Annotated in this window: 20 protein-coding genes and 2 pseudogenes; 15 read left to right on the forward strand and 7 right to left on the reverse strand. The window is 73.9% G+C overall.

All coding sequences use genetic code 11. The features are described 5' to 3' along the window. Positions 1-101: 101 nt before the first annotated feature. From ACGFYH_RS15675 to ACGFYH_RS15685, 3 genes and pseudogenes are all read left to right on the forward strand, one after another. On the forward strand, positions 102-1,163 hold the full coding sequence (locus ACGFYH_RS15675; RefSeq protein WP_393803668.1) for a sporulation protein: 1,062 nt from the start codon (positions 102-104) through the stop codon (positions 1,161-1,163). A gap of 93 nt (positions 1,164-1,256) precedes the next feature. Further along, positions 1,257-1,430 (forward strand): annotated as a pseudogene (locus ACGFYH_RS15680) (TerB family tellurite resistance protein); the annotation flags it as partial. 87 nt (positions 1,431-1,517) lie between these two features. Beyond that, the gene (locus ACGFYH_RS15685; RefSeq protein ID WP_393803669.1) at positions 1,518-1,754 is read left to right on the forward strand and encodes a twin-arginine translocase TatA/TatE family subunit; all 237 of its coding nucleotides are present in this window, start codon (positions 1,518-1,520) and stop codon (positions 1,752-1,754) included. Between the two features lie 130 nt (positions 1,755-1,884). Here the strand turns inward: ACGFYH_RS15685 and ACGFYH_RS15690 are convergent, their stop codons facing one another. Beyond that, the gene (locus tag ACGFYH_RS15690; RefSeq protein ID WP_393803670.1) at positions 1,885-3,522 is read right to left on the reverse strand and encodes a penicillin-binding transpeptidase domain-containing protein; all 1,638 of its coding nucleotides are present in this window, start codon (positions 3,520-3,522) and stop codon (positions 1,885-1,887) included. Between the two features lie 75 nt (positions 3,523-3,597). Next, positions 3,598-4,722 (reverse strand): alpha/beta hydrolase family esterase, encoded by a 1,125-nt coding sequence (locus ACGFYH_RS15695; protein WP_393803671.1) that lies wholly within the window; start codon positions 4,720-4,722, stop codon positions 3,598-3,600. 115 nt (positions 4,723-4,837) lie between these two features. Between ACGFYH_RS15695 and ACGFYH_RS15700 the strand changes: the two genes are divergently transcribed. The 6 genes and pseudogenes from ACGFYH_RS15700 (at position 4,838) to ACGFYH_RS15725 (ending at position 11,989) form a co-directional block, all read left to right on the forward strand. Further along, positions 4,838-5,770 carry a LysR family transcriptional regulator gene (locus ACGFYH_RS15700; RefSeq protein ID WP_393803672.1) on the forward strand — a complete coding sequence of 311 codons (933 nt, stop codon included), beginning with the start codon at positions 4,838-4,840 and terminating at the stop codon, positions 5,768-5,770. A gap of 187 nt (positions 5,771-5,957) precedes the next feature. Further along, complete coding sequence (locus tag ACGFYH_RS15705; RefSeq protein WP_393803673.1) at positions 5,958-6,842, forward strand: serine hydrolase; 885 nt, start codon at positions 5,958-5,960, stop codon at positions 6,840-6,842. 336 nt (positions 6,843-7,178) lie between these two features. Next, complete coding sequence (locus ACGFYH_RS15710; protein ID WP_393803674.1) at positions 7,179-7,550, forward strand: DUF6479 family protein; 372 nt, start codon at positions 7,179-7,181, stop codon at positions 7,548-7,550. A gap of 479 nt (positions 7,551-8,029) precedes the next feature. Beyond that, positions 8,030-9,188 (forward strand): annotated as a pseudogene (gene thrS, locus ACGFYH_RS15715) (threonine--tRNA ligase). Positions 9,189-9,237: 49 nt separating this feature from the next. Continuing rightward, entirely contained in the window at positions 9,238-10,218 is a 981-nt protein-coding gene (locus ACGFYH_RS15720) for a nucleoside hydrolase (protein WP_393803675.1), read from the forward strand. Positions 10,219-10,318: 100 nt separating this feature from the next. Continuing rightward, on the forward strand, positions 10,319-11,989 hold the full coding sequence (locus ACGFYH_RS15725; protein ID WP_393803676.1) for a glycoside hydrolase family 13 protein: 1,671 nt from the start codon (positions 10,319-10,321) through the stop codon (positions 11,987-11,989). Between the two features lie 499 nt (positions 11,990-12,488). Here ACGFYH_RS15725 and ACGFYH_RS15730 read toward each other — a convergent pair whose 3' ends face one another. Both ACGFYH_RS15730 and ACGFYH_RS15735 read right to left on the reverse strand, forming a co-directional pair. Continuing rightward, a complete protein-coding gene (locus tag ACGFYH_RS15730; RefSeq protein WP_393803677.1) occupies positions 12,489-13,238 on the reverse strand; it encodes a GAF and ANTAR domain-containing protein in 750 nt (249 codons plus the stop codon). A 115-nt stretch (positions 13,239-13,353) separates the two neighbouring features. Beyond that, positions 13,354-14,703 (reverse strand): helix-turn-helix domain-containing protein, encoded by a 1,350-nt coding sequence (locus tag ACGFYH_RS15735; protein WP_393803678.1) that lies wholly within the window; start codon positions 14,701-14,703, stop codon positions 13,354-13,356. A 111-nt stretch (positions 14,704-14,814) separates the two neighbouring features. On the opposite strand from ACGFYH_RS15735, the gene ACGFYH_RS15740 reads away from it, so the two are divergent. Then, entirely contained in the window at positions 14,815-15,003 is a 189-nt protein-coding gene (locus ACGFYH_RS15740; RefSeq protein ID WP_393803679.1) for a hypothetical protein, read from the forward strand. 109 nt (positions 15,004-15,112) lie between these two features. Here ACGFYH_RS15740 and ACGFYH_RS15745 read toward each other — a convergent pair whose 3' ends face one another. Continuing rightward, positions 15,113-16,192 (reverse strand): hypothetical protein, encoded by a 1,080-nt coding sequence (locus tag ACGFYH_RS15745; RefSeq protein ID WP_393803680.1) that lies wholly within the window; start codon positions 16,190-16,192, stop codon positions 15,113-15,115. 79 nt (positions 16,193-16,271) lie between these two features. Further along, entirely contained in the window at positions 16,272-17,465 is a 1,194-nt protein-coding gene (locus ACGFYH_RS15750; protein ID WP_393803681.1) for a PP2C family protein-serine/threonine phosphatase, read from the reverse strand. 115 nt (positions 17,466-17,580) lie between these two features. Between ACGFYH_RS15750 and ACGFYH_RS15755 the strand changes: the two genes are divergently transcribed. The 5 genes from ACGFYH_RS15755 to ACGFYH_RS15775 all read left to right on the forward strand — a co-directional run bounded on the left by ACGFYH_RS15755 (position 17,581) and on the right by ACGFYH_RS15775 (position 23,620). Then, positions 17,581-18,054, forward strand: coding sequence for a hypothetical protein (locus ACGFYH_RS15755; protein ID WP_393803682.1), 474 nt, complete (start codon positions 17,581-17,583; stop codon positions 18,052-18,054). A 72-nt stretch (positions 18,055-18,126) separates the two neighbouring features. Beyond that, positions 18,127-19,068 carry a hypothetical protein gene (locus tag ACGFYH_RS15760; protein ID WP_393803683.1) on the forward strand — a complete coding sequence of 314 codons (942 nt, stop codon included), beginning with the start codon at positions 18,127-18,129 and terminating at the stop codon, positions 19,066-19,068. A 395-nt stretch (positions 19,069-19,463) separates the two neighbouring features. Next, positions 19,464-21,050, forward strand: a complete 1,587-nt coding sequence (locus tag ACGFYH_RS15765; protein ID WP_393803684.1) for a VWA domain-containing protein — start codon at positions 19,464-19,466, stop codon at positions 21,048-21,050. Between the two features lie 130 nt (positions 21,051-21,180). After that, positions 21,181-22,905, forward strand: a complete 1,725-nt coding sequence (gene metG / locus ACGFYH_RS15770) for a methionine--tRNA ligase (protein ID WP_393803685.1) — start codon at positions 21,181-21,183, stop codon at positions 22,903-22,905. Positions 22,906-23,254: 349 nt separating this feature from the next. Next, on the forward strand, positions 23,255-23,620 hold the full coding sequence (locus tag ACGFYH_RS15775) for a PH domain-containing protein (RefSeq protein ID WP_393803686.1): 366 nt from the start codon (positions 23,255-23,257) through the stop codon (positions 23,618-23,620). A 374-nt stretch (positions 23,621-23,994) separates the two neighbouring features. On the opposite strand, the gene aspS is transcribed toward ACGFYH_RS15775, so the two are convergent. Next, entirely contained in the window at positions 23,995-25,758 is a 1,764-nt protein-coding gene (aspS, locus tag ACGFYH_RS15780) for an aspartate--tRNA ligase (protein ID WP_393803687.1), read from the reverse strand. Between the last annotated feature and the right edge of the window lie 135 nt (positions 25,759-25,893).

The raw sequence follows: 25,893 nt of genomic DNA on the forward strand, positions 1-25,893 counted from the left end.
CCCCCTATGCTTCTACTCGCCTGTAGAGAACGGCCGGACGGTTCGGGTTGTTCCCCGCACGAACGCCGTCCCCGCACGAACGCGAAGGAGTGAACGCCTCGATGGTGTTCAAGCGGCTGCTCGGATCCCTCGGCGTGGGCGGGCCCACGGTGGACACGGTCCTCGACCCGGGCGCCGCCCGGCCGGGAGGCACGCTGTCGGGCCGCGTCCACCTCGCCGCGGGCACCGCCGGCCACGACGTCGAGCACGTCGCGCTGGAACTGGTGGCCCGCGTGGAGACCGAGCACGGGGAGCGGAACGACGACGAGGGCGTCCTCGCCTTCGACCGGCAGGTCGTCGCCGGGGCCTTCCGGCTCGCGGCGGGCGAGCGGAGGAGCGTTCCGTTCACGGTGACACTGCCCTGGGAGACTCCGGTCACCGAACTGCGCGGGCGGCCACTGGGCGTCGTGCTCGGCGTGCGCACCGAGCTGGCGGTCGCCGGTGCCCGGGACACGGGCGGCCTGGACCCGCTCGCCGTGGCACCGCTCCCGGCCCAGGCGGCCGTCCTGGAGGCCCTAGGACAGCTCGGCTTCGGCTTCCGCTCCGCCGACCTGGAGCACGGCCGCATCGGCGGCACCGGGCAACGGCTGCCCTTCCACCAGGAGATCGAGCTGACCCCGCCCCCGCGCTACGCCCACCAGGCCGACGAGATCGAGCTGACCTTCCTGGCCGTGCCCGGCGCCCTCGAAGTGGTGCTGGAGGCGGACAAGCGCGGCGGCCCGTTCTCCGACGGCCACGACGCGCTCAGCCGCTTCACCGTGCCGCACGAGGTCCCGTCCGGTCCGCGGGACTGGAACGCCCTCGTCGACGGCTGGGTCAAGGAACTGGTCGAGCACCGGGCGTCGTACGGCTCCCACGCGGTGTACGGGCACGAAGCCGGGTACGGCGGTCAGGGGCCGGGGCACTCGGGCGGGCCCGGGATCGGGGCCGGGCCCGGGACCGGGATCGGGACCGGGATCGGGACCGGGATCGGGGCCGCCGTCGCGGCCGGTGCGGCGGGGATCGCCGGGGGGATGGTTGCGGCCGAAGTCGTCGACGAGGTGGGGGACTTCTTCGAGGACGAGTCCGACGACGAGGGGGACGGCGGCTCCGCGGAAGGCTTCGAGAGCGGCGGGGAAGACTGATAACTTCTACAGCAGTGTAGAGAGTCATCCCTTCCGACCGGTACGGAGTACGGAGTTCTCATGGCCCTGTGGGACCGCTTCAAGGAGTCCGCGTCGCAGATGCAGACGCAGCTCGTGGCGAAGAAGAAGCCCGCCGAGGCGCGTGCCGTGGTGCAGATCGGCATCGTGATCGGCGGCGCCGGCGGGGACTTCGACAAGGACGAGCGGGCCGTGGTCCGCGAGGCCTGCTATGCCCTCGACCTGCCGCCGCACGAGTTCGACCTCTGAGCCCCCGGCCCCGGACCGGCCATGCCGTAGATTCCGGGTGCGGGTCCGTGCCGCGGGCCCGCACCGTACGCCGACCAGGGGAGCGCCGTGTTCGGACTGAGCGAGCTCGTGATCATTCTCATCGTCGTCGTAGCCGTCCTCGCCGTCAGGAAGCTCCCCGAGCTGACCCGCTCGGCGGGCAAGTCGGCCCGCATCCTCAAGGCCGAGGCCCGCGCGGCGAGGGACCCCGACGAACCGGGGACGCCGCGCGTGGTCCAGGGGGAGACGGTCGAGCGCGAGGACCCCGGCACCGGTAGCGGTAGCGGTACCGGCACCCGGGGCTGAGCCCGTCGCACCTCACGCGCCGGGCTCGCGGTCTCCTGCGCGGCTGCGGTGCGGGCCCGGCTCGCGCAGGACCTCGCCGAGCTCGGCGGCGGTGAGCGCGGGCGCGGACAGGGCCCGCCCGGGTTCGGGCTCAGGACGGGTCCTGCGGCACGGCAGACAGCAGGCTGTGCACGACCGGTCCCGCCGAGCCGCCGCCGGTGACGCCCTCCTCGACGACCACGGCGACGGCGACGTTGCCGCGGTGGGCGACGAGCCAGCCGTTGTTGTCCTGGTCGTCGGAGACCTCGGCGGTGCCGGTCTTGGCGCCGATCTCACCGGGCAGGTCGGCCAGGACGCGCGCGGTGCCTTCGGTGACGGTGGCCCGCATCAGCTCGCGCAGCTGGGTGACGACCTCGTCCGGGAGCGGCTCGGTGCGGGTCTCGTTCTCGTTGCCCACCGTGACGGACGGCTGGTGGAACTCGCCGGAGACCGCGGTGGCCGTCACCGACGCCATGATCAGGGGGTTGGCCTGGACGCGGCCCTGCCCGATCATCGACGCGGCCTTCTCCGTCTCGTCCCCCGGCGCCGGTACGGATCCGTCGTACGTCGGGATGCCGATGTGCCACTCCTGGCCGACTCCGAAGTAGGTGCGCGCGACCTTGCCCAGCTCCCCGTCGTCGAGCTTGCCGCGCAGGCTGATGAAGGCGGTGTTGCAGGATTCCGTGAAGTCCTTGCGGAAGGTGGCGCCGGGGTGTTCGGAGGTCTCCACGTTGTGGAACTCCTTGCCCACCGTCAGGTACTTGGGGCAGTCCACGACGTCGTCGGGCGCGACCGCGCCCTTGAGCAGCAGGGCGCCGCTGGTGACGATCTTCCAGGTGGAGCCGGGGGCGTAGGTGCCGGAGGCGGCGCGGTTGAATCCGGAGGAGGGCGAGTTGGCGAGGGCGAGGACCTCGCCGTTGTCGACGCGCAGGGCGACGAGGGAGGCGTTCTTGCCGCCGGCCTTGCCGAGGGCCTTCTCCGCGGCGGACTGCCAGGTGGCGTCCAGGGTGGTGCGCACGGGCCGGTCCGCCGTCGCCGGGTCGGGCTTCTCGCCGAAGGACGCCTCGGTGCGCACGGTCTCGCCGCTGGCCCGGTCGACCAGCTCGACCGCTCCGCGCGGGCCGCCGCCGCCCGCGTCACCGGCGAGCCGCCCCAGGAGCGGGGCCAGGGACGGATACGCGCCGTCCACGAGGGAGACCCCCTCGCGGTCCGTGACCTTCGGCGGGGTGGTCTCCTCGCGCTCCAGGCGGAACTTCTCCGTGTCGCTCAGCCGCGGGTGCACCAGGGACAGCCGCCAGTCCACCTTCCAGCCGCCGTCGTCCTGCTCGCGCAGCGGCAGCCGCGACCGGTACGTCCAGGTGCCCAGGCCGGTGACCGGCATCCGCGCGGTGAACGCGACGCCGAGGGTGCCGTCGTCATCCTCCTTCGCTCCGCTCGCCGCCGTCAGCTTCGGCTTCTCGATGTCGAGCCCGGCGGTGAAGCTCTGCAGCACCTCCTGCGCCTTGTCCGGCTCGGTGGTGCGGCCGGCCGCGCTCGGCAGGCGCCCGGCGGCCCAGTCGGCGAGGAACGCGCGCGCCTGTTTCATCGCGGCGGGGTCGGGTCCGTCGTCGCCGCGCGCGAAGGGGCCGAACCCGGCGGCGTACGAGCCGCCCGCGGCGATCGCGAGCACGACACCCACGGCGGCGACGGCCCGCACACCGTTGCGGGGCCTGCGGCGGCGGGGAGAGGCGGGGTGGAGGGCGTCGGGCATGAGGAGGTCCTTGTCCGGTCGGCTGGTCGGATCGGGTCGGCTGGTCCGGTCGGCTGGTTCGGTCGGCGGCTCCGGTCAGCGGCCGGGGGCGGCGAAGAAGTCGAGGATCGTGTCGGTGGCGTCGAGGGCCTTGCTGACGGGGCCGAACCCCTCGGGCGGGGGGACGGACGAACCCGGCCAGGTGTGTCCGGCGTCGTGGACGACGAGGAGTCGCACGGTGCCGTGGGGCCGGTCGCCGACCGGCGCGTCGTCCGCGAGCCGCCACACCGTCCGGTCGTAGCCCTTCTCCTCCCGCGTGACGGGCTCGCCCGCGCCCCCGGCCGCCGCGAACGCCTCCGCGCTGTCCCGCGCCGACACGGTCGGCAGGATCGGCTCCTCGGGGTCCGGCGGCGGGGAGGGCAGGCCCGCGAGGGGCCGTACGGGGTCGTCGGCGCCGTAGACGACCATGACGGGGATGGGTCCGGTGGGCTTCACCGCGGCGTCCCCCGCGGGCAGTTGGCCGGACACCGAGGCCGCGCCCGCCAGCAGGGCGGGGCGTTCGGCGGCCATGCGCAGGGCCATCGAACCGCCGTTGGAGAACCCGGCGGCGTAGACCCGCTCGGGATCGGCCCGCTCGGTGCGGACCAGGTGCTTGATCAGCGCCTCGGTGAACCGGACGTCCAGGCCGGGGTCCGGGCGCTGCTTCGTGGCCTGGGCGCCCGCGCCCCAGCCGTGGTCGAGGCCCTCGGGGAAGGCGACGAGCATGCCGCGCGCGGCGGCGGCCCGCTCCAGCCGGGTCTTCGCACGCAGCTCGGCGGCGTCCGCGCCGCGGCCGTGGAAGGCGATGAGGAGGGGCCTCGGGCCGTCGTCGGCGGAGGCGGAGCCGGGGGCGGAGGCAGGGGCCAAGGCGGAGGCGGAGGCAGGGGCGGAGGCAGGCGGCCGGTTCAGGAGGTACTGGCGGATGTCACCGTCCACCCGGAGCTGCCCGCGGACCTGGGGCACCGAGGTGGCCGTACTGCTGCCCGTACCACCGCCGGTACCGGACGGGCCGACGGCCGACGGCACCGCGTCCGGACGGCCGGAGTCGGACCGGGAATCGGTGGCGCAGCCGGCCAGAGGGAGTGCGAGAGCGAGAGCGAGCACGCCGGGCCACCGGCGGACGCGGAGCACGAGATCACGGAGGGCGGGGGCACGGAGCGCGGGGGCACGGAAGGAGCGCATGGCCCGAGGAGAGCAATCCCGGCGACTCCTTGTCCAAGACCGATATGGATGTCGGATCGATCAATCCTCGATATGATTACCGGTCGTGGACCTGGTGCGGCACCTGGAGTGCTTTGTGGCTGTTGCAGAAGAGTCACACTTCGGGCGTGCCGCCGCCCGGCTCGGCATGGCCCAGCCACCCCTGTCGCAGCGCATCCGACGACTGGAGGAGGAGCTGGGCGTCCGGCTCTTCGAGCGCACCAGCCGCCAGGTGACGATCACCGAGGCGGGCACGCTGCTGCTCACCGAGGCCCGTGAACTGCTGGCCCGCGCCGAGTCGTTCAGGACCGCCGCGCGCCGCATCCGGGACGGCGAGAGCGGCCTGCTGCGCGCCGCCCTGTCCCCCGACATCTCCGGCGAGACCGTGGCCGCGCTGCTCGCCGACTTCCGGCGCCGGCACGCGGGCCTTGAGCTGGAGCTGCACGAGCTGACCACCGCCCAGCAGCTCGCCGGTTTCGCCGCCCACGAGCTGGACGTCGGCCTCCTCCACCACCCCTGCGACGTCACCGGTCTGGAGCTGGGCCCCGTGCTGCGCCGCGACCTGGGCGTACTGCTGCCGCGCGGCGCCCCGCAGACGGAGCTGGACGCGGTGCCCCTCGCCGCCCTCACCGGCTACGACCTGGTCCTCTTCCCGCGTGCCGACGCCCCCGCGGTCTACGACGACCTGCTCACCGCCTGCGCCCGGGGCGGCTACACGCCCGCCGCCGTACGGCACGGCCAGGGTGCCAGCTTCGTGCGCGGACTGGTGCTGTCGTCCGGGGCCGTCGCCCTCGGCCCCCGCGACACCCGGCTCGTGACCCCCGGCGACCAGGACCTGGTCTGGCGCCCGCTGGCCGGGGCACCGCCGGCCTGGCGGCACTCCGCGGCCTGGCCCAAGGGTCGCGGCGACGCCGCCGTCGGCGCCTTCGCGGACGCGGCCACCCACGCCCTGCGTACCACGGCAGGCGCCCACTCCGAGACACCCGCCCGGCCCCTGCACCTTCGCCCGGCAGCGGAGTACTGGCTATGACCGCCACCACCGCATTCGGCCACCCACCCGCCCTCCGCGCGGCCGCTCCCGCCCGCGACCGCCGGTCCGCGACGCCCCCCTCCCACGCCCGCCCGTACGCACCGGGCCGCGCCCCGCGGGAGGCACGCGCCCCGTTCGTCGCGGCGCCCCGGCCGGCGGGCACTCGTCCGGCACCGGAGGTCCGGTCATGACCGACACCACCACCGCCACCGCCGCCCGTCTGGACGCGGCCTTCGCCGACGCCGGGGTCACCGGATGGCTGCACGCCGTGGACATCGACTCGGGTGCGCAGGTCGGCGCCGGAGCGGACCGGCCGGTGTGCACGGCCAGTGTCCACAAGGTGTGCGTACTCGTGACGCTGCACGAGCTGGCGGCGGCCGGGGTGCTGGACCTCACCGAGCAGGTCGAGTGCCCGCCGGCCGGACGCACCCCGGGCCCCACGGGTCTCGCGGCCATGCTCGACCCGGTCCGGCTTTCACTGCGCGACGCCGCGCTCCTGATGATGTCCGTCAGCGACAACACCGCGGCCGACCTGCTGCTGCGCCGGGTCGGTCTGGACGCCGTCAACCGCACCGCGGCCCGGCTCGGCCTCACCCGGACGCGGGCGGTGTACGGCTTCGGCGAGATGCTGGGCACCATGCGCGAGGACGCCGGTCCCGCCGGTGCCCAGGCCCTGGCCGACCCGCACGTCATCACCCGGCTGCGCGCCCTGGACCCGGCCCGCACCAACCACAGCACTCCCCGGGACATGACCCGCCTGCTCGGCGCCCTCTGGCGGGACGAGGCATGCCCGCCCGAGTACGGGGCCGCCATGCGCCGCATCATGGGCCTCCAGGTGTGGCCGCACCGCCTGGCCTCGGGCTTCCCCTTCGACGACGTCCACGTGGCCGGCAAGACCGGCAGCCTGCCGACCCTGCGCAACGAGGTCGGCGTCGTCGAATACCCCGACGGCGGCCGCTACGCCGTGGCCGTCTTCACCCGCACCGCCCACACCGCGGCCGTACTCCCGGCGGCGGACGCGGTGATCGGCACCGCGGCCCGGATCGCGGTGGACGCCCTGCGGGCACCGTGAGGCGGGCGGCACGGCCGCCGGTGCCCCCGCCGATGCCACCCGTGGTGGGCGAGGACGAAGCACGTGGCGCCGCGTCCGGCGCCGACCGGCGGGACGCCGCCGCACCAGAGCACCGGCCGGTCCGGCTCACGTACCGCCGGGGGCACGCGCACGGGGCCGCGGCGGTACGTCCACGGCGGTGGCGCCCAGTGCCAGCGGATCCGCCGGCTTCCGCGGGGCAGGCCGGGTGCCGGCCCCGCCCGGTGCCCATCGTGCTCGGTCAAGCGACGCGCTCCCTCACGAGGAGAGCTGGACATATCGGGCGCTTTATCTCATTCGGGGGTACATAATCAGAACATGAGTACGGCAACGTATGTACTGCTGGCCGCGCCCTCGGGCGGGCTGAAAGTGACCGTGGTCTTCATCGTCGGCCTGGTGATCGCCGGTGCGTTGATCTGGGCCGTGCGCATCGGCATGCGGGTCATGGACCGGGAGCCCGACCGCCCCCGCGCCGACGAACAGCCGCACCTCCCCGACGGCGGCGCCGTCCACGAGGAATCGGAGATGCGCGAACCCGACGAGATCCCGCTGAACGCGGACGGGAGCCCGCGGCTCATGCCGTACCAGCTCCACCACTCGGGCAGCCGCCGCGGCGAGGACCAGAACCGCCGCCGGTGGCTGCCGGGGTCCAGCGGAGCCTTCGGCAGCGGCGGGCCGGGACACGTCTGAGCCTCCCGCCCGGCGGCACACGGGACAAGGCTCCCGCCCGGCGGCACACCGGGGGGGCGTGACGGCGCCCTCCCGCCGGGCGCGGATCGGCTGGGCCCGCGGGGCCCGGCCCGTTTCCCGGCGCGCTTCGGCGTCCGCACGCGGGAGGGGCGGCCCGCCGGAGGAAACTCGCTCGCGTGCGCGCCCGGCCCGCCGTACCGTCGTCACCATGAAGCGCGCCTGTCCGTCCTCCATGACGACGCCGGGGAGTGTCCCGGCGCGCTGACTGCTGACCAGAAGTCCGAAGCCCCGGGGCGAGCGCCCCGGGGCTTCGTCGCGCGGTGCTCGTCCTCGGAAACCGTCCCGAGGAGACCACCGTGCACGACCAGGACCAGAACCAGCACCCCACCCCCGCTCCCGCCCCCGTCCCCGTCCCCGTCCCCGTCCCCGACCATCGGCGGCTCGGCCGCGAACTGGCGCTGTTCGACACCGACCCTCTGATGGGCGCGGGCCTGCCGTACTGGCTGCCCGACGGCGCGGTCGTCCGCCACACCCTGGAGGAATACGTCCGCGAGGCGGAGCGGCGGGCCGGCTACCGGCACGTCTACTCACCCGTCCTCGGCAAACGCGAACTGTACGAGATCTCGGGGCACTGGGAGCACTACCGCGACGCCATGTTCCCGCCGATGGAGCTGGGCGCCGAGGAGGTCGTGCTGCGCCCGAGCCTGTGTCCCCACCACGCCCTCGTCTACCGCTCCCGCGCCCGCAGCCACCGGGAGCTGCCGCTGCGCATCGCCGAGCTGGGCGCCATGTACCGCTCGGAGCCCTCCGGCGTGCTCGGCGGACTGACCCGGGTACGGGCCATCCACCTGAACGACGCGCACATCTTCTGCACCCCGGACCAGGCCGCCGGCGAGGCCCGCGCCGCCCTCGGGCTCATCCGCCGCGCCCACGCCGACCTCGGCATCCGGGCCGCCCGGTACCGCCTGTCCCTGCCGGGGCCGGGCGGCAAGTACGTCGCCGGCCCACGGCTGTGGCGACGGGCCACCGCACTGCTCCGGGAGGCCCTGGACGGACTGCCCTACGAGGCGGCCGAGGGCGAGGCCGCCTTCTACGGCCCCAAGATCGACGTGCAGATCGAGGACCCGGCCGGACGCGAGTCCACCCTGTCGACCGTCCAGATCGACTTCCACCAGCCCGCACGCTTCGGCCTGCGCTACACCGGCCCCGACGGCGCCGGGCACCGCCCGGTCATGGTGCACCGCAGCGTCATCGGCAGCGTGGAACGGGCGGTCGCCCACCTGATCGAGGCGCACGGCGGCGCGTTCCCGGCGTGGCTGGCCCCGGTGCAGCTGGTGGTGCTGCCGGTGGCCGGGGCGCAGCGGGACCGGGCGTACGACCTCGTACGGCAGGCCACCGACCGGGGGCTGCGCGCCGAGGACGCCGACCCGGAGCGCGGCAGCCTGGGCGCCCGGGTCCGCGGCGCGCAAGGTGCCGTACCAGGCGGTGATCGGCGCGCGGGAGGCGGAGAGCGGCGACCTGGTCGACGTACGCCTGCGGGACGGCCGCCGGCCGGGACAGGTGCCCGGCGCCGAGCTGCTGCGACGGATCACCGACCGGGTCCGGGCACGCGGCCCCGAGCTGTGGGTGGCGGACTGAGCCCGCGTAGGGTCGCCGGCACCCCACCCGAAACGCGAGGAGCCCCGCCGTGACGACCCCCTCCGACCAGCAGCGGTCCATCCCGGTGATCATCGACTGCGACACCGGTATCGACGACGCCCTGGCCCTGCTGCTGGCGGTCCGCCACCCGCGGCTGGACCTGCGGGCGGTCACCTGCGTGGCCGGGAACACGGACGTCGCGGGGGTCGTGCGCAACACCCTGACCGTGCTCGAACGGGCCGGCGCCCCGGACATCCCCGTCGCCCGGGGGGCCGAGCGCCCGCTGATCGAGTCCGTGCGCACCGCCCGGCACGTGCACGGGCACGACGGCATGGGCGACCTCGGCCTGCCCGCGCCCACCCGCGCCCCCGCGGACGTGGACGCGGTGACGCTGCTGCGCAGGGAGATCCTCGCCTCCCCGCGCCCGGTCACCCTGATCCCCACGGCCCCGCTGACCAACATCGCGCTGCTGCTGCGCACCCACCCGGAGGTCACCGGCAACATCGAGCGGATCGTGTTCATGGGCGGCGCGGTGGCCACCGGGAACGCGACGCCGGTGGCCGAGTTCAACGTCTGGCACGACCCGGAGGCCGCCGCGATCCTGCTCACGGCCGGGGTGCCGATCACGATGTACGGGCTGGACGTGTTCCAGCGGGTGGTCGTGCCCGGTCCTGACGTACGGCGGCTGCGCGCCGGCACCGAGCCCGGCACCCGGCTCGCCGGTGAGCTGCTCGCCCACCGCGGTCCGGCAACCGACGAGTCGGACCCCGGCGGCGGGCTCGGCGACGCGGGCGCGGTCTGCGCGGTGCTCGACCCGGCGGGCCTGACCACGCGGCGGCTGCCCGTCGAGGTGTCCCTCGCCCCCGGTCCCGCGCGCGGCCAGACCCTCGTCGACCGCCGCCTGCGCGCCGGCGAGTCCGAACTGCACGAGGGCATGCGCGAACAGCCCCTGATCGACGTGGCGTTGGACGTGGACGTGGCCCGGTACGTGGAGCTGTACCTGGGGGCGGTCGAGCGCACGGAGGCGTAGCCACCGGCGCGTCGCGGGCGCACGGGTTCGCTTTTCGGGTGATCTGGACAGACATGTCAGATCCGCTCGTGTCGCCCGCACGCATCGCGAAGGAGGCCGCGTGACCGTACGCAGCACCACCAGCACGCCCGATCTGTCGTCGAAGGACCCCGACTGGTGGCGGCAGGCCGTCATCTACCAGGTCTATCCGCGCAGCTTCGCCGACGCCGACGGCGACGGGCTCGGGGACCTGCGCGGCATCACCCAGCGCCTGACCCACCTGGCCGCCCTCGGCGTGGACGCCCTGTGGCTCAGCCCCTTCTATCCCTCCGAACTCGCCGACGGCGGCTACGACGTCGACGACCACCGCGACGTCGACCCGCGTCTGGGCACACTGGACGACTTCGACGCGATGGCCGCCGAGGCCCACCGGCTGGGCCTCAAGGTGATCGTCGACCTGGTCCCCAACCACACCTCGCACCGCCACGTCTGGTTCCGGGAGGCTCTGCGGGCGGGCCCGGGTTCCGCGGCCCGCGACCGCTACGTCTTCCGTGACGGCCGGGGTGAGCGCGGGGAACTGCCGCCCACCGACTGGCAGTCCGTCTTCGGCGGCAGCGCCTGGCAGCGGGTGCCCGACGGGCAGTGGTACCTGCACCTGTTCGCCCCCCAGCAGCCCGACCTGAACTGGGGGAACGAGCAGGTCCGCGCCGACTTCCGGACCACGCTGAGGTTCTGGTGCGACCGGGGCGTCGACGGCTTCCGCGTCGACGTGGCGCACGCGCTGGTCAAGGACCTGTCCGAGCCGCTGCGCGACCTCGGAGCCCCGGAGCTGAGCGGCGAGGCGGCACTGGCCGAGTTCGCGCCGGGCACCCACCCCTTCTACGACCGCGACGACGTCCACGAGGTCTACCGCGACTGGCGCAAGATCCTCGACGCCTACACCCCGCCCCGGACGGCGGTCGCCGAGGCCTGGGTGCCGGGCGCCCGGCGCGTCCTGTACGCCCGCCCGGACGAGCTGGGCCAGGCGTTCAACTTCGAATACCTCCAGGCCGGGTGGGACGCCGCGGAGCTGCGCGAGATCATCACCGGGTCCCTGGCCGACGCCCGTGCCGCCGGCGCCTCGGCGACCTGGGTGCTGTCCAACCACGACGTCGTCCGCCACGCCTCCCGTCTGGTCCTGCCACCGGGCACCGACACCGACGCCTGGCTGCTGTCCGGCGGCCACGCGCCCGCCGTCGACCAGGCGGCCGGCCTGCGCCGGGCCCGCGCGGCGACACTGCTGATGCTGGCGCTGCCCGGCTCGGCGTACGTCTACCAGGGCGAGGAGCTGGGGCTGCCCGAGGTGGCCGACCTGCCCACCGAAGTCCTCCAGGACCCGATCTGGGAGCAGACCGGGCACGTCCGCAAGGGACGCGACGGATGCCGGGTACCGCTGCCGTGGACGACGGACGGACCTTCGTACGGCTTCGGAGCGGGCGCGGCGTGGCTGCCGCAGCCGCCGGGCTTCGCGGCGTACGCCGTCCAGGCCCAGGACGGGGTGGCGGGCTCGACCCTGGAGCTGTACCGCACGGCCCTGCGCCTGCGCCGCAAGCTGCTCGACGGAGAGTCGCTGACCTGGTCGGACGACGTCCCGGACGGAGTCCTGCGGTTCGACCGCTCGGACGGCTGGCGCTGCGTCGCCAACCTCTCCGGCACGACGGTCGACCTGCCGGCCGGGGAGGTCCTGCTGAGCAGTGCGCCACTGGAGGACGGCCGGCTGGGCCCGGACACGACGGTGTGGCTGGGGCTGTAACCGGTCCGCCCGGGGCCGTCCGGACCTCTCACCCGGACGGCCCCGCACGCTGGTGGCCGGGCGGGGACGGTGATGCCGTGGAGGGGTGACCGATCCTGCACGGCGCCGGTCGCACCGGCCCTCCAGGAGGCACCGATGCAGCTCGCCTCCGCTGCCCGCCCGCCGGACGCCTCCGCTACCCGGGAGCTGCACACCCCCGCCACCCGCCCGCCGGACGCCTCCGCTACCCGGGAGCTGCACGCCCCCGCTCCGGGGGCTGCACGGCGTCGCGGTCCCGGCGGTGTTGGCGCTGACGGCGGCCGGGAAGCGCCGCCGCCGGCCGCCGACGGCTCTCGGCCGGGGCGCGACGGGACGGAGCGGGCGCCGCGAAAAGCCGACGCCGACCGCGCCCCCGCTCCGTCCTCCCGCTCCGTCCCACCGCTCCGTCCCACCGCTCCGTCCCGCCGGCCGAGCCGACGACCGAACCGTCGACCGCCCCACCCGAGCGGACACACGCGGTTCAACCGCACCCCGGGTCCTCACCCGAACACTCATGACCCCCACCGAAACGACGCCGGTGACCGAGCACGTCGCGGGCGGCGTCGTGGACGGTGCGGTCGCGGGCGAACGCGTCGGCGCGCAGTCGGACCAGTGCCTCGTCGGCGTCGGTGTGCAGCTGGGCCATGATCATGCCGACCGCGCGGTGGACCTCGTCGTGGTCGCCGGCCAGCTCGTCCAGCCAGGCCTCCTCCCCGTACGGCAGTGCCATCAGGGCCAGCGTGATGACATCGGCCACGATCCGTGCGGTGCGCAGTTGCGGGCCGGTCAGGCCGCCGGGGACGTCGCGGTACAGGTCGAGGGTGCCCAGGCAGGCGGCGTCGCTGCCCAGCGGCAGCGCGTAGACCGCGCGTACGCCTACCGCCGTCGCCTGCTGGGCGAAGACGGGCCACCGGCCGACGTCCGCACCGGACGTCAGATCGCGGGCGAGCACCGGGGCACCCGACTCGGCGGCGCTCACGCCGGGGCCGTCCCCCAGCGTGGCCTGGATCTCCGCCAGGTACGACGCCCGGTCACCGCTGGCGCACAGCCGTACCGGCACGCCCTCGACGCGCAGGGACGCGCTCGCTCCGGTCACCGGCAGCAGCCGTACCGCCGTCGCACACAGCAGGCCCGGCACCTCGCCCGGCGGTGCGCCGCGCACCTGCGCGGTGATGGCCTCGACGGCACGCGAGCCGTCCGGCGGCCACCGGGATTCGTCGCTGGGCGGCACGCGAACCGCCTCCTTCGCTCACGTGGCCGGAGGCTCGACTACCCCTGCCCGCCCGGGGAAAACCGGACGGGCCGCAGGTCGTGGCACCGCGGCGGCGGGCCGGCACGGAGGCCGGTTACAGCGGCGGCTGTGCGGGCGCCGGGCCCAGGGTGGTGGTGCCGGGCGCGGTGCGGTGCCCGAGGCCGGTGCGGTACGCGTCCAGGGCCGCCTCCACCCGGCCGGTGCGGCGCAGCAGGTCGCCGAGGAGCCGGCACAGGTCGGCCAGGTCACCGGCCGCGCCGGCCCGCTCCAGCAGGCTCAGCGCACGGACGTAGTGCTCCTCGGCGGCCTCGGTGTCCCGGGCGTCCTCGGCGATGATGCCGAGCAGCCGGTGCGCGCCCGCGGAGTGCACGGCGCCGCGTTCGGAGGAGAGGTCGTCCAGTACCCCGTGCAGCAGCTCGGCGGCCTCGGCCGACTTGCCGCGCCGGTGCAGTACGTCGGCCAGCTCGACGGCGACCTGGCTGCTGTAGAGGGCCGCGCGGGTGACCGAGAGCATGCCGAGGGCCGCGCGCATCTCCTCCTCGGCGCGCGGAAGCTCGCCGTTCTGGGCGCAGACGTAGCCGCGCATCCAGTGGCAGTTGGCCAGCTCGGTACGGAGTTGCAGCGTGCGGTACAGCTCGGCCGCCTTGGCGAGCGAGGCGTCGGCCTCGGCGAGGCGGCCCTCGGCGAGCAGGGTGCGGGCGACGGAGCGGTGCATGCGGGCCACCAGCGCGGGGTCGCCCACGCTGGGCGCGAGGGAGAGGGCGAGTTCGGCGGCCTGGGCGGCGCGCGCGTGGGCGCCCATGTCCATGTACGGGCCGATCGCGCTGGCGTAGAGCAGCAGCAGCGCGTCGGGATCGTGCAGGCCGCCGCGGTTCAGCTCGTCGAGGGTGGACTCCAGGAGGTAGACGGCGTACCGCAGTTCACCGGCGAGGTAGTGGGCGAGGGCGCGTCCGCGCAGGGCGGGGACCCGGGCGGGCAGCGGGGCACCGGCGTCGGCGAGGCACTGCTCGGCCCGTTCGAAGTACTGCCGGCCCGCGGCCAGTTCGCCGGTCTCCACGGCGCACTCGCCGAGCCCGAGCAGCGCGGCGGCCCGCTCCCCGGCCAGCTCGTACGCCTCGGCCTCGGCGAGCAGTTCGGTGTACTGCCCGGCCGCCTGTTCGGCGCCCTCGGCCGCCAGGGTGCGCTGCGCCTCGGTGAGCCGGAGCCGCAGGTCGGTGGCGAGGCGGGCGGGACGGCCGGTGGCCAGCTCCTCGAAGCCGACGCCGAGCCGCTCGGCGAGGTGCCGCAGCGCCTCGTCGGAGGGGCGGACGCGGCCGGCCTCCAGGGTGGAGATGTAGGCGGGGGTGTACGCCGGCTCGGCGAGCTGGCGCTGGGTCAGCCCGCGTTCGGTCCGCAGTCGCTGCACCCGGCGTCCGATGGCCCCCCGGTCGTCACGGTCCCCCACTGCCCACTCCCTTGAGGCTCTTGCCCTCCGACTCGGACGGCTCTAGGTTAAACCGCGTATTAAGCGCGCTTACAGCGTTTGACGCAATCCCTGGATCCCGCAGAGGACGCCGTGCCCGTACGCACCCGCACCGCCGAACGTTACGCCAGAGCGCTCACCGCCGCCGTCGCGGCCGTGGCCGGCCTGCTGCTGGCCGCGAACGCGGGACCGACGGACACGGCGGGCTCCCCGGCCCCGTCCCCGGCGCCGGCCCGGGAGACCGCTCCCACCATGGGCGACCTGGCGACCGTAAGCCGCTAGGGACGTCCGACGGCGTCGAGCCGGTGCAGGAAGCGCCCTCGCTCTCGGCCCCGGCCGGGCCGACCCGGCCGACCGGCCCAGCCCGGCCGACCGGCCGGGTCCGGTCGTCTCAGCCCTGGGTCTGGAGCCGGCTCAGTTCCCGCTGGACGTGGTCCAGCGCGCCCTCGCGCCGGCCCGGCACGCGGCCGCGCAGCGCGGCGAGCGCCGCGCCCAGTTCGCGGGCCCGCCCGGTGTCCTGAACGCGCCCCCACTGATGGTGGGCCCGGTCGACGGCCGCCTCCACGGCGGGTGCCTGCGGCGGCTGCCCGGCAGCGAGCCGGATCTCGGCCACCGCCAGCCAGGCCCGGCAGCTGCGCACCGGGTCCCCCGCGAACATCGCCAGGTCGGCCCGGACCTCGCTCCAGTGCAGCGCGTCCTGCGAGGCGGGCCCGTGCGCCTGGGCGGCGGCCCGCTCGTGCCGGGCGGCGAGCGCGTCGGCGTCGCCGTGCCGCCCGGACTGCACGGCGGCGGCGATGACGGCGTGCGGGTCGCCCGCCACCGGACCCGGAGCCGTCAGCACCAGGTCCGCGCCGGCCGCCGCGTCACCGCCCGCGCCGTCGGCCGCGGCCCGGGCCAGCGCCTGCTGGTGCAGCTGGTCCGGCGGCGGCCGGAGCCCGCTGCGCAGGATCGTCGCCACGCCCCGCATGTAGGACGGGACGGCCACCGTCCGCCGCGCGGGCGGCGGCGCGATGCGACCGTAGACGGCGTTGTCGCGCCCGCAGTCCAGCGGGTTCACCCGCAGCCACTGCCAGGTCTCCCGGTCGGCGTGCAGATCGAGCAGCAGCGTCGTCGCACCGCTGGGCCGCAGCCGCAGCTCCTCGCGGATCCAGTGCCAGGGCAGGGCGGTGTAGCGGACGGTCGCCGGGGTGGTGCGGGCCAGTGCCAGATGCGGCAGGCGCTGGCGCCGGTCCAGCTGGAGCTGCCCGGCGACGTAGACGGTGAGCGGACCGGGGGCCGCCGCGGCGGCGCGCAGCCGGGTGAGGACGGCCTGCGGCTCCAGCGGATCGGCCAGCTCGACGACGTTCGCCGTCTCGGTGCCGGAGAGCACACCGGGCGCCACGGCCGCGAGCACGGGGAGCACGGAGGCGGCGTCCACCAGGCACCCACGGCCCACCGGCGACGCCGCGAGCAGCAGCACGGTTCCGGGCATGTCCCCTCCCCCTGTCGATCACGTACGGCAGCACCGTAACCGCTGCGGCTGCACGGCGGGGCCTCCAGGGCGTCAGGACCTACGGCCACGCCGACGGGCGCTCCGCCCGGCGGACCGCGAAGACCGTGGTGTCGTCCGTCAGCCGCCCCCGGCAGTGCCGCAGGGCGCCGTCCCGTACGAGGGTCACCAGCCGCTGCGGCGAGGTGTTCGCGGGGTCGGCCTCGACGGCGGCGGCGACGGCCGCGCCGTACCGATAGAAGCACCCGTCGGGATCACGGGCCTCGGTGACCCCGTCGGTGACCAGCAGCAGCGTCTCGTCCCCGGCGAGCGCCGCGCGGCCGACGGCCAGGACGGGGCGAGGGGTGAGGTCGCTCATGCCCAGCGGCAGACCGGCGCCCACCCGCAGGGCGCGGACGCCGCGCGGGCCGGCCACCAGGGGCGGCTCGTGGCCGAAGACGACGACTTCCACGGCGTCCGGCAGGTCGGCGCGGAAGCCGATCAGTACGGCGGTGGCGAACCGGTCGCCGTCGGACCGGCCGAGGGCCGCCGTGTGCGCGCGGTGGCGCAGCATGCGGGTCTCCAGGTGTCCGGCGACCACGGCGAGGTCCGCCTCGTGATACGCGGCCTCGCGGAAGGCGCCGAGCAGCGCGGCGGCCGCGTCCACCGCGCCCAGCCCCTTGCCCTGCACGTCGCCGAGGAGGACGCGGGTGCCGTGCGGACCCGGCTGGATGTCGTAGAAGTCGCCGCCGACGCGGGCCTCGCTGTCCGCGGAAAGGTAGGCGGCGGCGTGCTCCAGACCGCCGAAACCCGCCGGCAGCGAGCGCAGCACGGTACGGCGCGTGGTCTCGGCGATGTCCCGCATGTGCAGCATGCGCCGCTCGCCGCCGACCCGGACCGCGGCGACCACCGTGGCGACGGCACCGCCGATGACGACGAGCATCAGCCCGGGCAGCCCGGTCTCCGCACGGTGCTTCCAGACGGTGTCGGCGAGGACGTAGACCACCAGTGACAGGACGCCGAACACGGCCGTGCTGCGCACACCGCAGATCGCGGCGGCCACGCCCGGGACGAGGACGGTCCACGCGATGATCTGGAACGCGTCGGTGGCCACGTCGGCCACGGCGATGCCGACGAGCATCACCAGGGGGACCAGCCAGGCGGCGCTGTGGCCGCGCACGCTCAGCAACTTGTGCCGGGACACGGCGTCGCCCCGCCCGGCGGCCCGGACGAGCCCGCCGAACAACTCCCACCGGCCACGCACCGGCCCGCGCACGCGACCCCTCACAGGGCACAGCGAAACACGCGCCCCCTCGGCCCGCATCCTGACTTGCCGGCCCGCGTGCCCGGGTGTGCCCTGGTAGACGGGGCGAGGCGAGAGGAGTGCTCTCATGGCTCACGCGGTATCCGCACGCGGAGCGTCCAACGGCGTCCGCACCGGTCCCGGCACGCCCGGCCGGACGACGCCCGACGTCTTCGGCGAGCGCACACACCTGCTGGCGAAGTGGGCGATGCCCCTCGCCGTCGGCCTGGTCTACGGCTACTGGGCCGCGGCCATCCGCCGCCGCGGCGGCCCCGTCACCGGCTGGAACCTGTTCTTCGGCTTCATGACGGTGCTCGCGTTCGTCATCCTCTACTACGCGGTCCGTGCGGTGGCCGAGCGGCTGCCGCGTGAGGGACACGCGGTGCTGTGGGGGGCCTTCGCGGGCAGTGCGCTGGGATTCCTGTACTCGGTCAGCGGGGTGGCCATGTTCACCTGCGTCGTCGTGTCCCTGCTGCTCGCGGCGGCGGTGACGTTGGCGCTGCTCTATCACTACGGCACCCACCAGGACGCGGAGGAGGCGCGGGCGGCCCGCACCACCTGACCGGCTCGTCGTGGGGGGCCATCTGCAGTCACGCAGGTCGCCCGGCGTGACCGCGGGGGTTTGCCTGGGAGGGTGTTCCCACGCCTTCGGAGCGCCCTCTCGGCCGTCATGATCGTCCTCGCCTGCCTGCTCGCGCCGTGCGGCACGCTGGCGGGCTGGGCGATGTACGAGCCGGCCGACACCGGACGGTACGTCGCGGCCATGGCGCCGCTCGCCGACGATCCCGGCGTACGCGACGCGGTCGCCGACACCCTGGGCGCCCGATTCGCCGGCCTCGCCGGACGCGCCGGACTCGCCGACGAGGCCGCGGCCGGTCCGGTGAACGGCGGCGTGCGCCTCTTCGTACGGGACGCGGCCCGCTCCTTCACCCGGACCGAGGCCTTCCACGAGGGCTGGGACACGGCCAACCGGACCGTCCACGACGCCGTACTGCGCGCGCTGCGGGACGACGGGGCGGCCGGACGGGCGGTCACCGTCGACCTGGCCCCCGTCACCGAACGCGTGCGGGACCGGCTCACCGAGGACCACGTGGCCTTCGCCCGGCGCATCCCGGTCCGGCACACCGAGGTCACCGTGCTTCCGGCCCGCGCCGCGGACCGGCTCAGGAAGGGCTACCACGTGCTCGACGTCGCCGCCTTCTGGCTGCCGCTGGCGGCCGTCGTCTTCGCGGTCACCGGCATCGTCCTCGCCGCCTGCCGCCGCCGCGCCGTCACGGCCGCCGGGATCGGCACGGCCCTCGGCGGGGCGTTGCTCGCCCTCGCCGTCGTGGTCGGCCGCAGGCTCACCGTCGCCGGACTCACCGGTCCGGTGGACGGCCCCACCACGGGCGCCGTCTACGACGCGCTCACCGAAACCCTGCGCACGGCCGCCTGGCTCCTGGTCGCCCTCGGCCTCACGGTCGCCCTGGTCTCCTGGCTCACGGGCCGGTACGGGCATCTGCTGCGCCACCGCCGGGCCCCCGCCGAGTCCCCCGCCGAGCCCGCCCCGCCCCGGCCGACGCGCACCCGGCTCTGAACGCGCTCGGCGGCTCCGGTACCCGGACGGCAGGCGCCACCGGCCATGACCGGGACGACGACCCCGCGGCGCCCCACGGGCCGGAGGAGCCGGCGCTCGTCGAGGCATCCGACCGGACGGCCCGGCGTCGGGACCTCCCACCGGACGGCCCGGCCACCATGCCCTGGTGTCAGCGTGACCGTAGGTGCACATACGTGCGGGAGCCGGGCGCCGTGGTGAACGGAGGGTGAACCCGCGGAAGCCGTGGGGGAATTGCGGCGGCGTCTCGATCCCGCCTTGACGCGTCCGTGCGTTCGTGGCAGACCCTGCACAAGATCACAAGTCGGGACCGCTAACCTTACGTGTCCGTCCTGGCCAGGGATTGACGGCACCAACTCACTCGAAGGGTTGCGCACATGGGCATTCTCACTCTCCTGCGGAACACGTTCGGCCGGTCACGCAAAGAACGGACCGCCCAGGCGGAGGGTGCGACGCAGGAGACGGCACCGCCGGTCACCGCGCCGGAGCCGAAGCTCCCGTCCCAGCCCACCGCACCCCCGGAGCCGACCGGGCTTCCGGACCGGCCGGAGGCTACGCAGGTCCCCGAGCCCCGCTCGGAATCCACCCCCGACGAGCACGACCTCGTCAAGGCCGCCTTCGCCAACCTCACGGTCCCGACACCGACGGACCCGACCGACACCCGGCCGGATCCGGCCTCGGCGCAGACCCCGGAACCGGAGGCCGAGACGGAGCCCGAGACGCGGGGACCCGAAGCCGAGGCCAAGCCCGAAGCGAAGCCGGAGCCGGAGCCCGAGGCGAAACCCGAACCCGCCCCGGACCCGGAAGCCAAGGCGACCCCGGACCCGGAGGCAGACCCCAAGCCGGATCCCGCCCCGGAGCCGGGGGCCAAGGCGACCCCGGAGCCGGAAACCGAGGCTGGACCGGAACCCGAGGCTCGACCGGAAGCCAAGGCGGAACCGGCACCCGAGGCTGAGCCCAAGGCCAAGACGGAGCCCAAGGCCAAGACGGAGCCCAAGGCCAAGGCAGAACCCGAGACCAAGGCAGAACCCAAGGCCAAGACGGAGCCCGAGACCAAGACGGAGCCCGAAGCCACGGCGGAGCCCGAGACCAAGACGGAGCCCAAGCCGCAGCAGAAGCCCGAGCCGACCGAGGCCCCGGAGGCCCCGGACGCCCAGGACGCCGCCCCGGAACCCGCAGCCGCCGACGGCGTCGAGCCCCCACAGGGGCCACCCGCGCCCGACGACGAAACCGGCACGGGCGGTGCGGGTGGGAACACGAACGCCGAAGGCGAAGCCGAGGCGTCCCCGGACGCCACCCCCCAGCCGGAGGCAACCGCGTCGCGCCTCCGCTCCCACGCCCCCGGCCTCACCACCGCCCACAAGGCCGCCGCCACCGCCCTCGGGAAGCACGACCTCACCGGCACCCGGGCCAAGGTCCACCTGGTCCTCGACCGCTCCGCCTCCATGCGCCCGTACTACAAGGACGGCTCCGCCCAGGCCCTCGCCGAGCAGACCCTCGCGCTCGCCGCCCACCTGGACCCGGAGGCCACGGTCCACGTCACGTTCTTCTCCACGGAAGTGGACGGCACCGGCGAGCTGACCCTCACCGACCACGAGAACAAGATCGACGACCTGCACGCGGCACTCGGCCGCATGGGCCGCACCAGCTACCACGCCGCCGTCGAGGCCGTCCTCGCCCACCACGGGAAGGAAGCCCCCGGCACCCCCGCCCTGGTGGTCTTCCAGACCGACGGCGCCCCCGACGCCAAGACCCCCGCCACCCAGTCCCTCACGGACGCCGCGGCGAACCACCCGAACGTCCACTTCTCCTTCGTCGCCTTCGGCGACCCGGAGAACAAGGCCTTCGACTACCTCCGCAAGCTCAAGACGGGCAACGCCTCCCACTTCCTCGCGGGCGAGACTCCCAAGGAACTCACCGACAAGGAGTTGTACGAGGGCATTCTGGCCGCCTGGCGCCCGTAGCCCCCCGTCCCGCCCCGCCGCAGACACCCGCGCCGCCCGCTTCTCACCCCGTAGAACGGGAAGCGGGCGGCGCACCCGTGTCGGCTACGATTTCAAGGTTCCGTACATATCAACCTGGGAGCAGCCTCCGATGGCTCGACACCTCATCACCAGCGCCCTTCCGTACATCAACGGGATCAAGCACCTGGGCAACATGGTGGGGTCCATGCTCCCGGCGGACGTCTACGCCCGCTACCTGCGCCAGCGCGGTCACGACGTCCTCTACATCTGCGCCACGGACGAGCACGGCACCCCCGCCGAGCTCGCAGCCAAGGAGCAGGGACTGCCGGTCGACGCGTTCTGTGCGCAGGCGCACGACGCGCAGAAGGCGGTCTACGACGGCTTCGCCCTCGCGTTCGACTACTTCGGCCGCAGCTCCTCGCAGCAGAACGTGGAGATCACCCAGCACTTCGCCCGCAGGCTCAACGAGAACGGGTTCATCGAAGAGCGCGCCATCCGCCAGGTGTACAGCCCCGCCGACGGCCGCTTCCTCCCGGACCGCTACGTGGAGGGCACCTGCCCCCACTGCGGCTACGACAAGGCCCGCGGCGACCAGTGCGAGAACTGCACCCGCGTCCTGGACCCGACCGACCTGATCGGCCCGCGCTCGGCGATCTCCGGCTCCACGGACCTGGAGGTCCGCGAGACCAAGCACCTCTTCCTCCTCCAGTCGAAGCTGCAGCACGAGGTCGAGGAGTGGGTGGCCCGGCACGAGGAGGAGTGGCCGCAGCTGGCCGCGTCCATCGCCCGCAAGTGGCTGACCGAGGGCCTGCACGACCGGGCGATCACCCGTGACCTGGACTGGGGCGTCCCGGTCCCGGCCGACACCTGGCCGGAGCTGGCGGCCGAGGGCAAGGTCTTCTACGTCTGGTTCGACGCCCCGATCGAGTACATCGGCGCGACCAAGGAGTGGGCGGATCAGGACCCGGACCACCGGGACTGGAAGTCCTGGTGGTACGAGGCCGACACCGGCGAGAACCCGGTCCGCTACACCGAGTTCATGGCCAAGGACAACGTCCCCTTCCACACCGTGATGTTCCCGGCCACGCAGCTGGGCGTCCGTGAGCCCTGGAAGAAGGTCGACTACGTCAAGGCGTTCAACTGGCTGACGTACTACGGCGGCAAGTTCTCCACGTCCCAGAAGCGCGGTGTCTTCACCGACCAGGCCCTGGACATCCTGCCGGCCGACTACTGGCGGTACTTCCTGATCGCCAACGCCCCGGAGTCGGACGACTCGTCCTTCACCTGGGAGCACTTCACCGCCACGGTGAACAAGGACCTGGCCGACACCCTCGGCAACTTCGTCAACCGCGTGCTGTCCTTCTCGAAGAAGCGCTTCGGCGAAGAGGTCCCGGCGGGCGGCGAGCCCGGCGAGGCGGAGTCCCGGCTCGGCGAGGAGACCGCGTCGCTCCTCGCGGAGTACGAGAACCAGATGGAGGCCCTCCAGTTCCGCAAGGCCGCCGCGGCGCTGCGCGCCCTGTGGTCGGCGGGCAACTCCTACCTGGAGGAGAAGGCCCCCTGGCTGGAGATCAAGACCGACAAGGACGCCGCCGCCCTCACCCTGCGCACGGCGATGAACCTGATCCACCTCTACGCGGTGGTCTCGGAACCGTTCATCCCGGCGTCCTCGGCCGCCATGCGCCAGGCGTTCTCCCTCGCGGACGACACGGCGAGCTGGGTCACCCCCGAGGAGGCCCGCGCCCTGACCACGGTCACGGCCGGCATCCCCTTCACCGTTCCGCCGGTCCTGTTCGCCAAGCTGACGGACGAGGACCTGGAGACGTACAAGGAACGTTTCGGCGGCGAGCCGCGGTAGCGCCGGACGGGCCCCGAACCCGCCCCCGCCGTGAAGGTAGCTCCCGGCGCGAGTCGGGGGAGCTTTCGCGTAGGCGTCGGCACCGCGCCGACTCGCGGTTGTCTTCGCAGAATCGTCGGCCGGAGTCGGCGATGGTGAGGATCCGCCCGCGAGCACGGCCGCGCGGCCATGCTGCGGGCCCGGGCCCGGTCGTGCTCCGTTGACATCGCCAAACGTTGCCGGAGGACGGCGGCTCCCGGACAGCGGTGACACGACCGGTACGTGATCCGGACGTTCGAACCGATGCGAACGAGCCACCCGGCGGGTAGTTTTCCCATAGATCACCACCACGTGGGGGGGGACCACTGTCATGGCACTGTTCGGCAACGCGCACAGCATCGACCCGGCCCAGGCGCAGCAGGAGTACGCGCGCCTGCTCGGCCACGGCGAGCAGATCCACGCGGCCTACCTGCTGATCCGCGACACCATCCTGTTCACCGACCGACGGCTGATCCTGATCGACAAGCAGGGCATCACCGGCAAGAAGACCGAGTACCACTCGGTCCCGTACCGCAGCATCACGCACTTCGCGGTGGAGACGGCCGGCCACTTCGACCTCGACGCCGAACTGAAGATCTGGCTCTCGGGCTCCCAGGCGCCCATCCAGAAGACCTTCACCAAGGGTGTCGACATCTACGAGGTCCAGGCGATCCTGACCCAGTTCGTGGCGCGGTAGCGCTACGGCGAATCGTCAGCTCCCGGACGCGTACGCCACGAAGCCCGCCCACGTCTTGGGCACCGACGCGAAACGCGGGCTTGCGTCGCGGTAGGCGTGATCGTGGACGTGGACCGTGCCAGAGGCGGTCGCCACCTCGGCGCAGGACCCGCCGTCGGTGCCCCTGCCACTGCTGCGGCTGCTCCCGGACCACCACCGGGGAGCAGGGCCTCCGACACCACCCGACGACTGGATCCGTCGGACCGGTGACCGTGGAGCGGGCGAACGAGTCGTCGACGAGGGCGACGCCCGTCGGCCGACGGCCACGAGAAGGGCAGGGGCCCGGCACCGGAGATCACTCCCGGCGCCGGGCCCCTGTGCGTACCGTCGGCGGACTACTTCGGCTGCGGTTTGCGCACCGTCAGGTGCAGCTCCCTCAGCCGGGTCTCGTCCAGCTCGGTGGGGGCGCCCATCATCAGGTCCTGGGCGTTGCCGTTGAGCGGGAAGGCGATCGTCTCGCGGATGTTGGGCTCGTCGGCCAGCAGCATGACGATGCGGTCGACGCCGGGGGCGATGCCGCCGTGCGGCGGGGCGCCGAAACGGAACGCGCGCAGCATGCCGGCGAACTCGCGCTCGACGGTCTCCGCGTCGTACCCCGCGATCTCGAAGGCCTTGAGCATGATCTCCGGCTCATGGTTCCGGATCGCGCCGGAGGACAGCTCGACGCCGTTGCAGACGATGTCGTACTGCCAGGCCAGAACGTCCAGCGGGTCCTGGTTCTCCAGGGCGTCCATACCGCCCTGCGGCATGGAGAAGGGGTTGTGGGAGAAGTCGATCTTCCCCGTCTCCTCGTCCTTCTCGTACATCGGGAAGTCGACGATCCAGCAGAACCGGAAGACGTCCTCCTCGAAGTGCCCGGCGCGCTTGGCGGCCTCGACCCGCACCGCGCCCATGATCTTCGAGACCTCGTCGGACTCGCCCGCACCGAAGAACACCGCGTGGCCGGGGGCCAGGGCGAGCCGCTTGGTCAGCTCCGCGACGTTCTCCTCGGTGAGGAACTTCGCGATCGGGCCGGTCAGCGCACCGTCCTCGCCGACGCGCACCCAGGCCAAACCCTTGGCGCCCTGCGAGACGGCGTAGTCGCCGAGCTGGTCGAAGAACTTGCGGGGCTGGCCCGAGACGTCCGGGACGGGCAGCGCGCGCACGTGCTTGCCGGCGAAGGCCTTGAACTCCGAGCCCTCGAAGATGTCGGTGATGTCGACGAGCTCCAGCTTGGCGCGCAGGTCCGGCTTGTCCGAGCCGTACTTCAGCATCGCCTCGCGGAACGGGATGCGCGGGAACGGCGACGTCACGTGCCGACCGTTGCCGAACTCCTCGAACAGCTCCGTCATCAGCCGCTCGACCGGCTGGAAGACGTCCTCCTGCTCGACGAAGCTCATCTCGACGTCGAGCTGGTAGAACTCGCCCGGCGAGCGGTCGGCGCGGGCGTCCTCGTCCCGGAAGCAGGGCGCGATCTGGAAGTACCGGTCGAAGCCGGAGATCATCAGCAGCTGCTTGAACTGCTGCGGCGCCTGGGGGAGCGCGTAGAAGCGGCCCGCGTGCAGGCGGGAGGGGACCACGAAGTCCCGTGCGCCCTCGGGGGAGGTGGCGGTGAGGATGGGCGTCGCCATCTCGTTGAAGCCGAGGGCGACCATCTTGCTGCGGATCGAGGAGATGACCGACGTACGCAGCATGATGTTGCGGTGCATCCGCTCGCGGCGCAGGTCCAGGAAGCGGTACTCCAGACGCCGCTCCTCGTTGACCCCGTCCTCGGTGTTGATGGTGAAGGGCAGCGGCTGGGCGGCGCCGAGCAGCTCGACCTCGCCGACCTCGACCTCGATCTCGCCGGTGGGCAGGTCGGGGTTGATGTTCTCGGTTCCCCGGGAGACGACCTCGCCGTCGACCCGGACGGTCGACTCCTTGGTCAGTCTGTCCAGTGCCTCGTAGGCCTCGGTGCCCGGACGGGCGACGAGCTGCGTGATGCCGTGGTGATCGCGCAGATCGATGAAGAGGATGCCGCCCAGGTCGCGCCGATTGTGCAGCCAGCCACTCAGTCGGACGTCGGTGCCGACGTCAGAGGAGCGGAGCTCGCCGCAGGTGTGGGACCTGTACCGATGCATCGTCGTTCATCCAGCCTTCGTGGATCGGGGATGGCGTTTCGCGTTTCACGTGAAACAACCCCAGCGTACCGGGCGCCCACAGCCGGCTTCCTCCCCGTTGACTCGCCGTGACCGCCGCGGCGACCGGTGGCCGCG

This window comes from Streptomyces sp. NPDC048392, from assembly GCF_043200575.1.
Classification (GTDB): Bacteria; Actinomycetota; Actinomycetes; order Streptomycetales; family Streptomycetaceae; genus Streptomyces.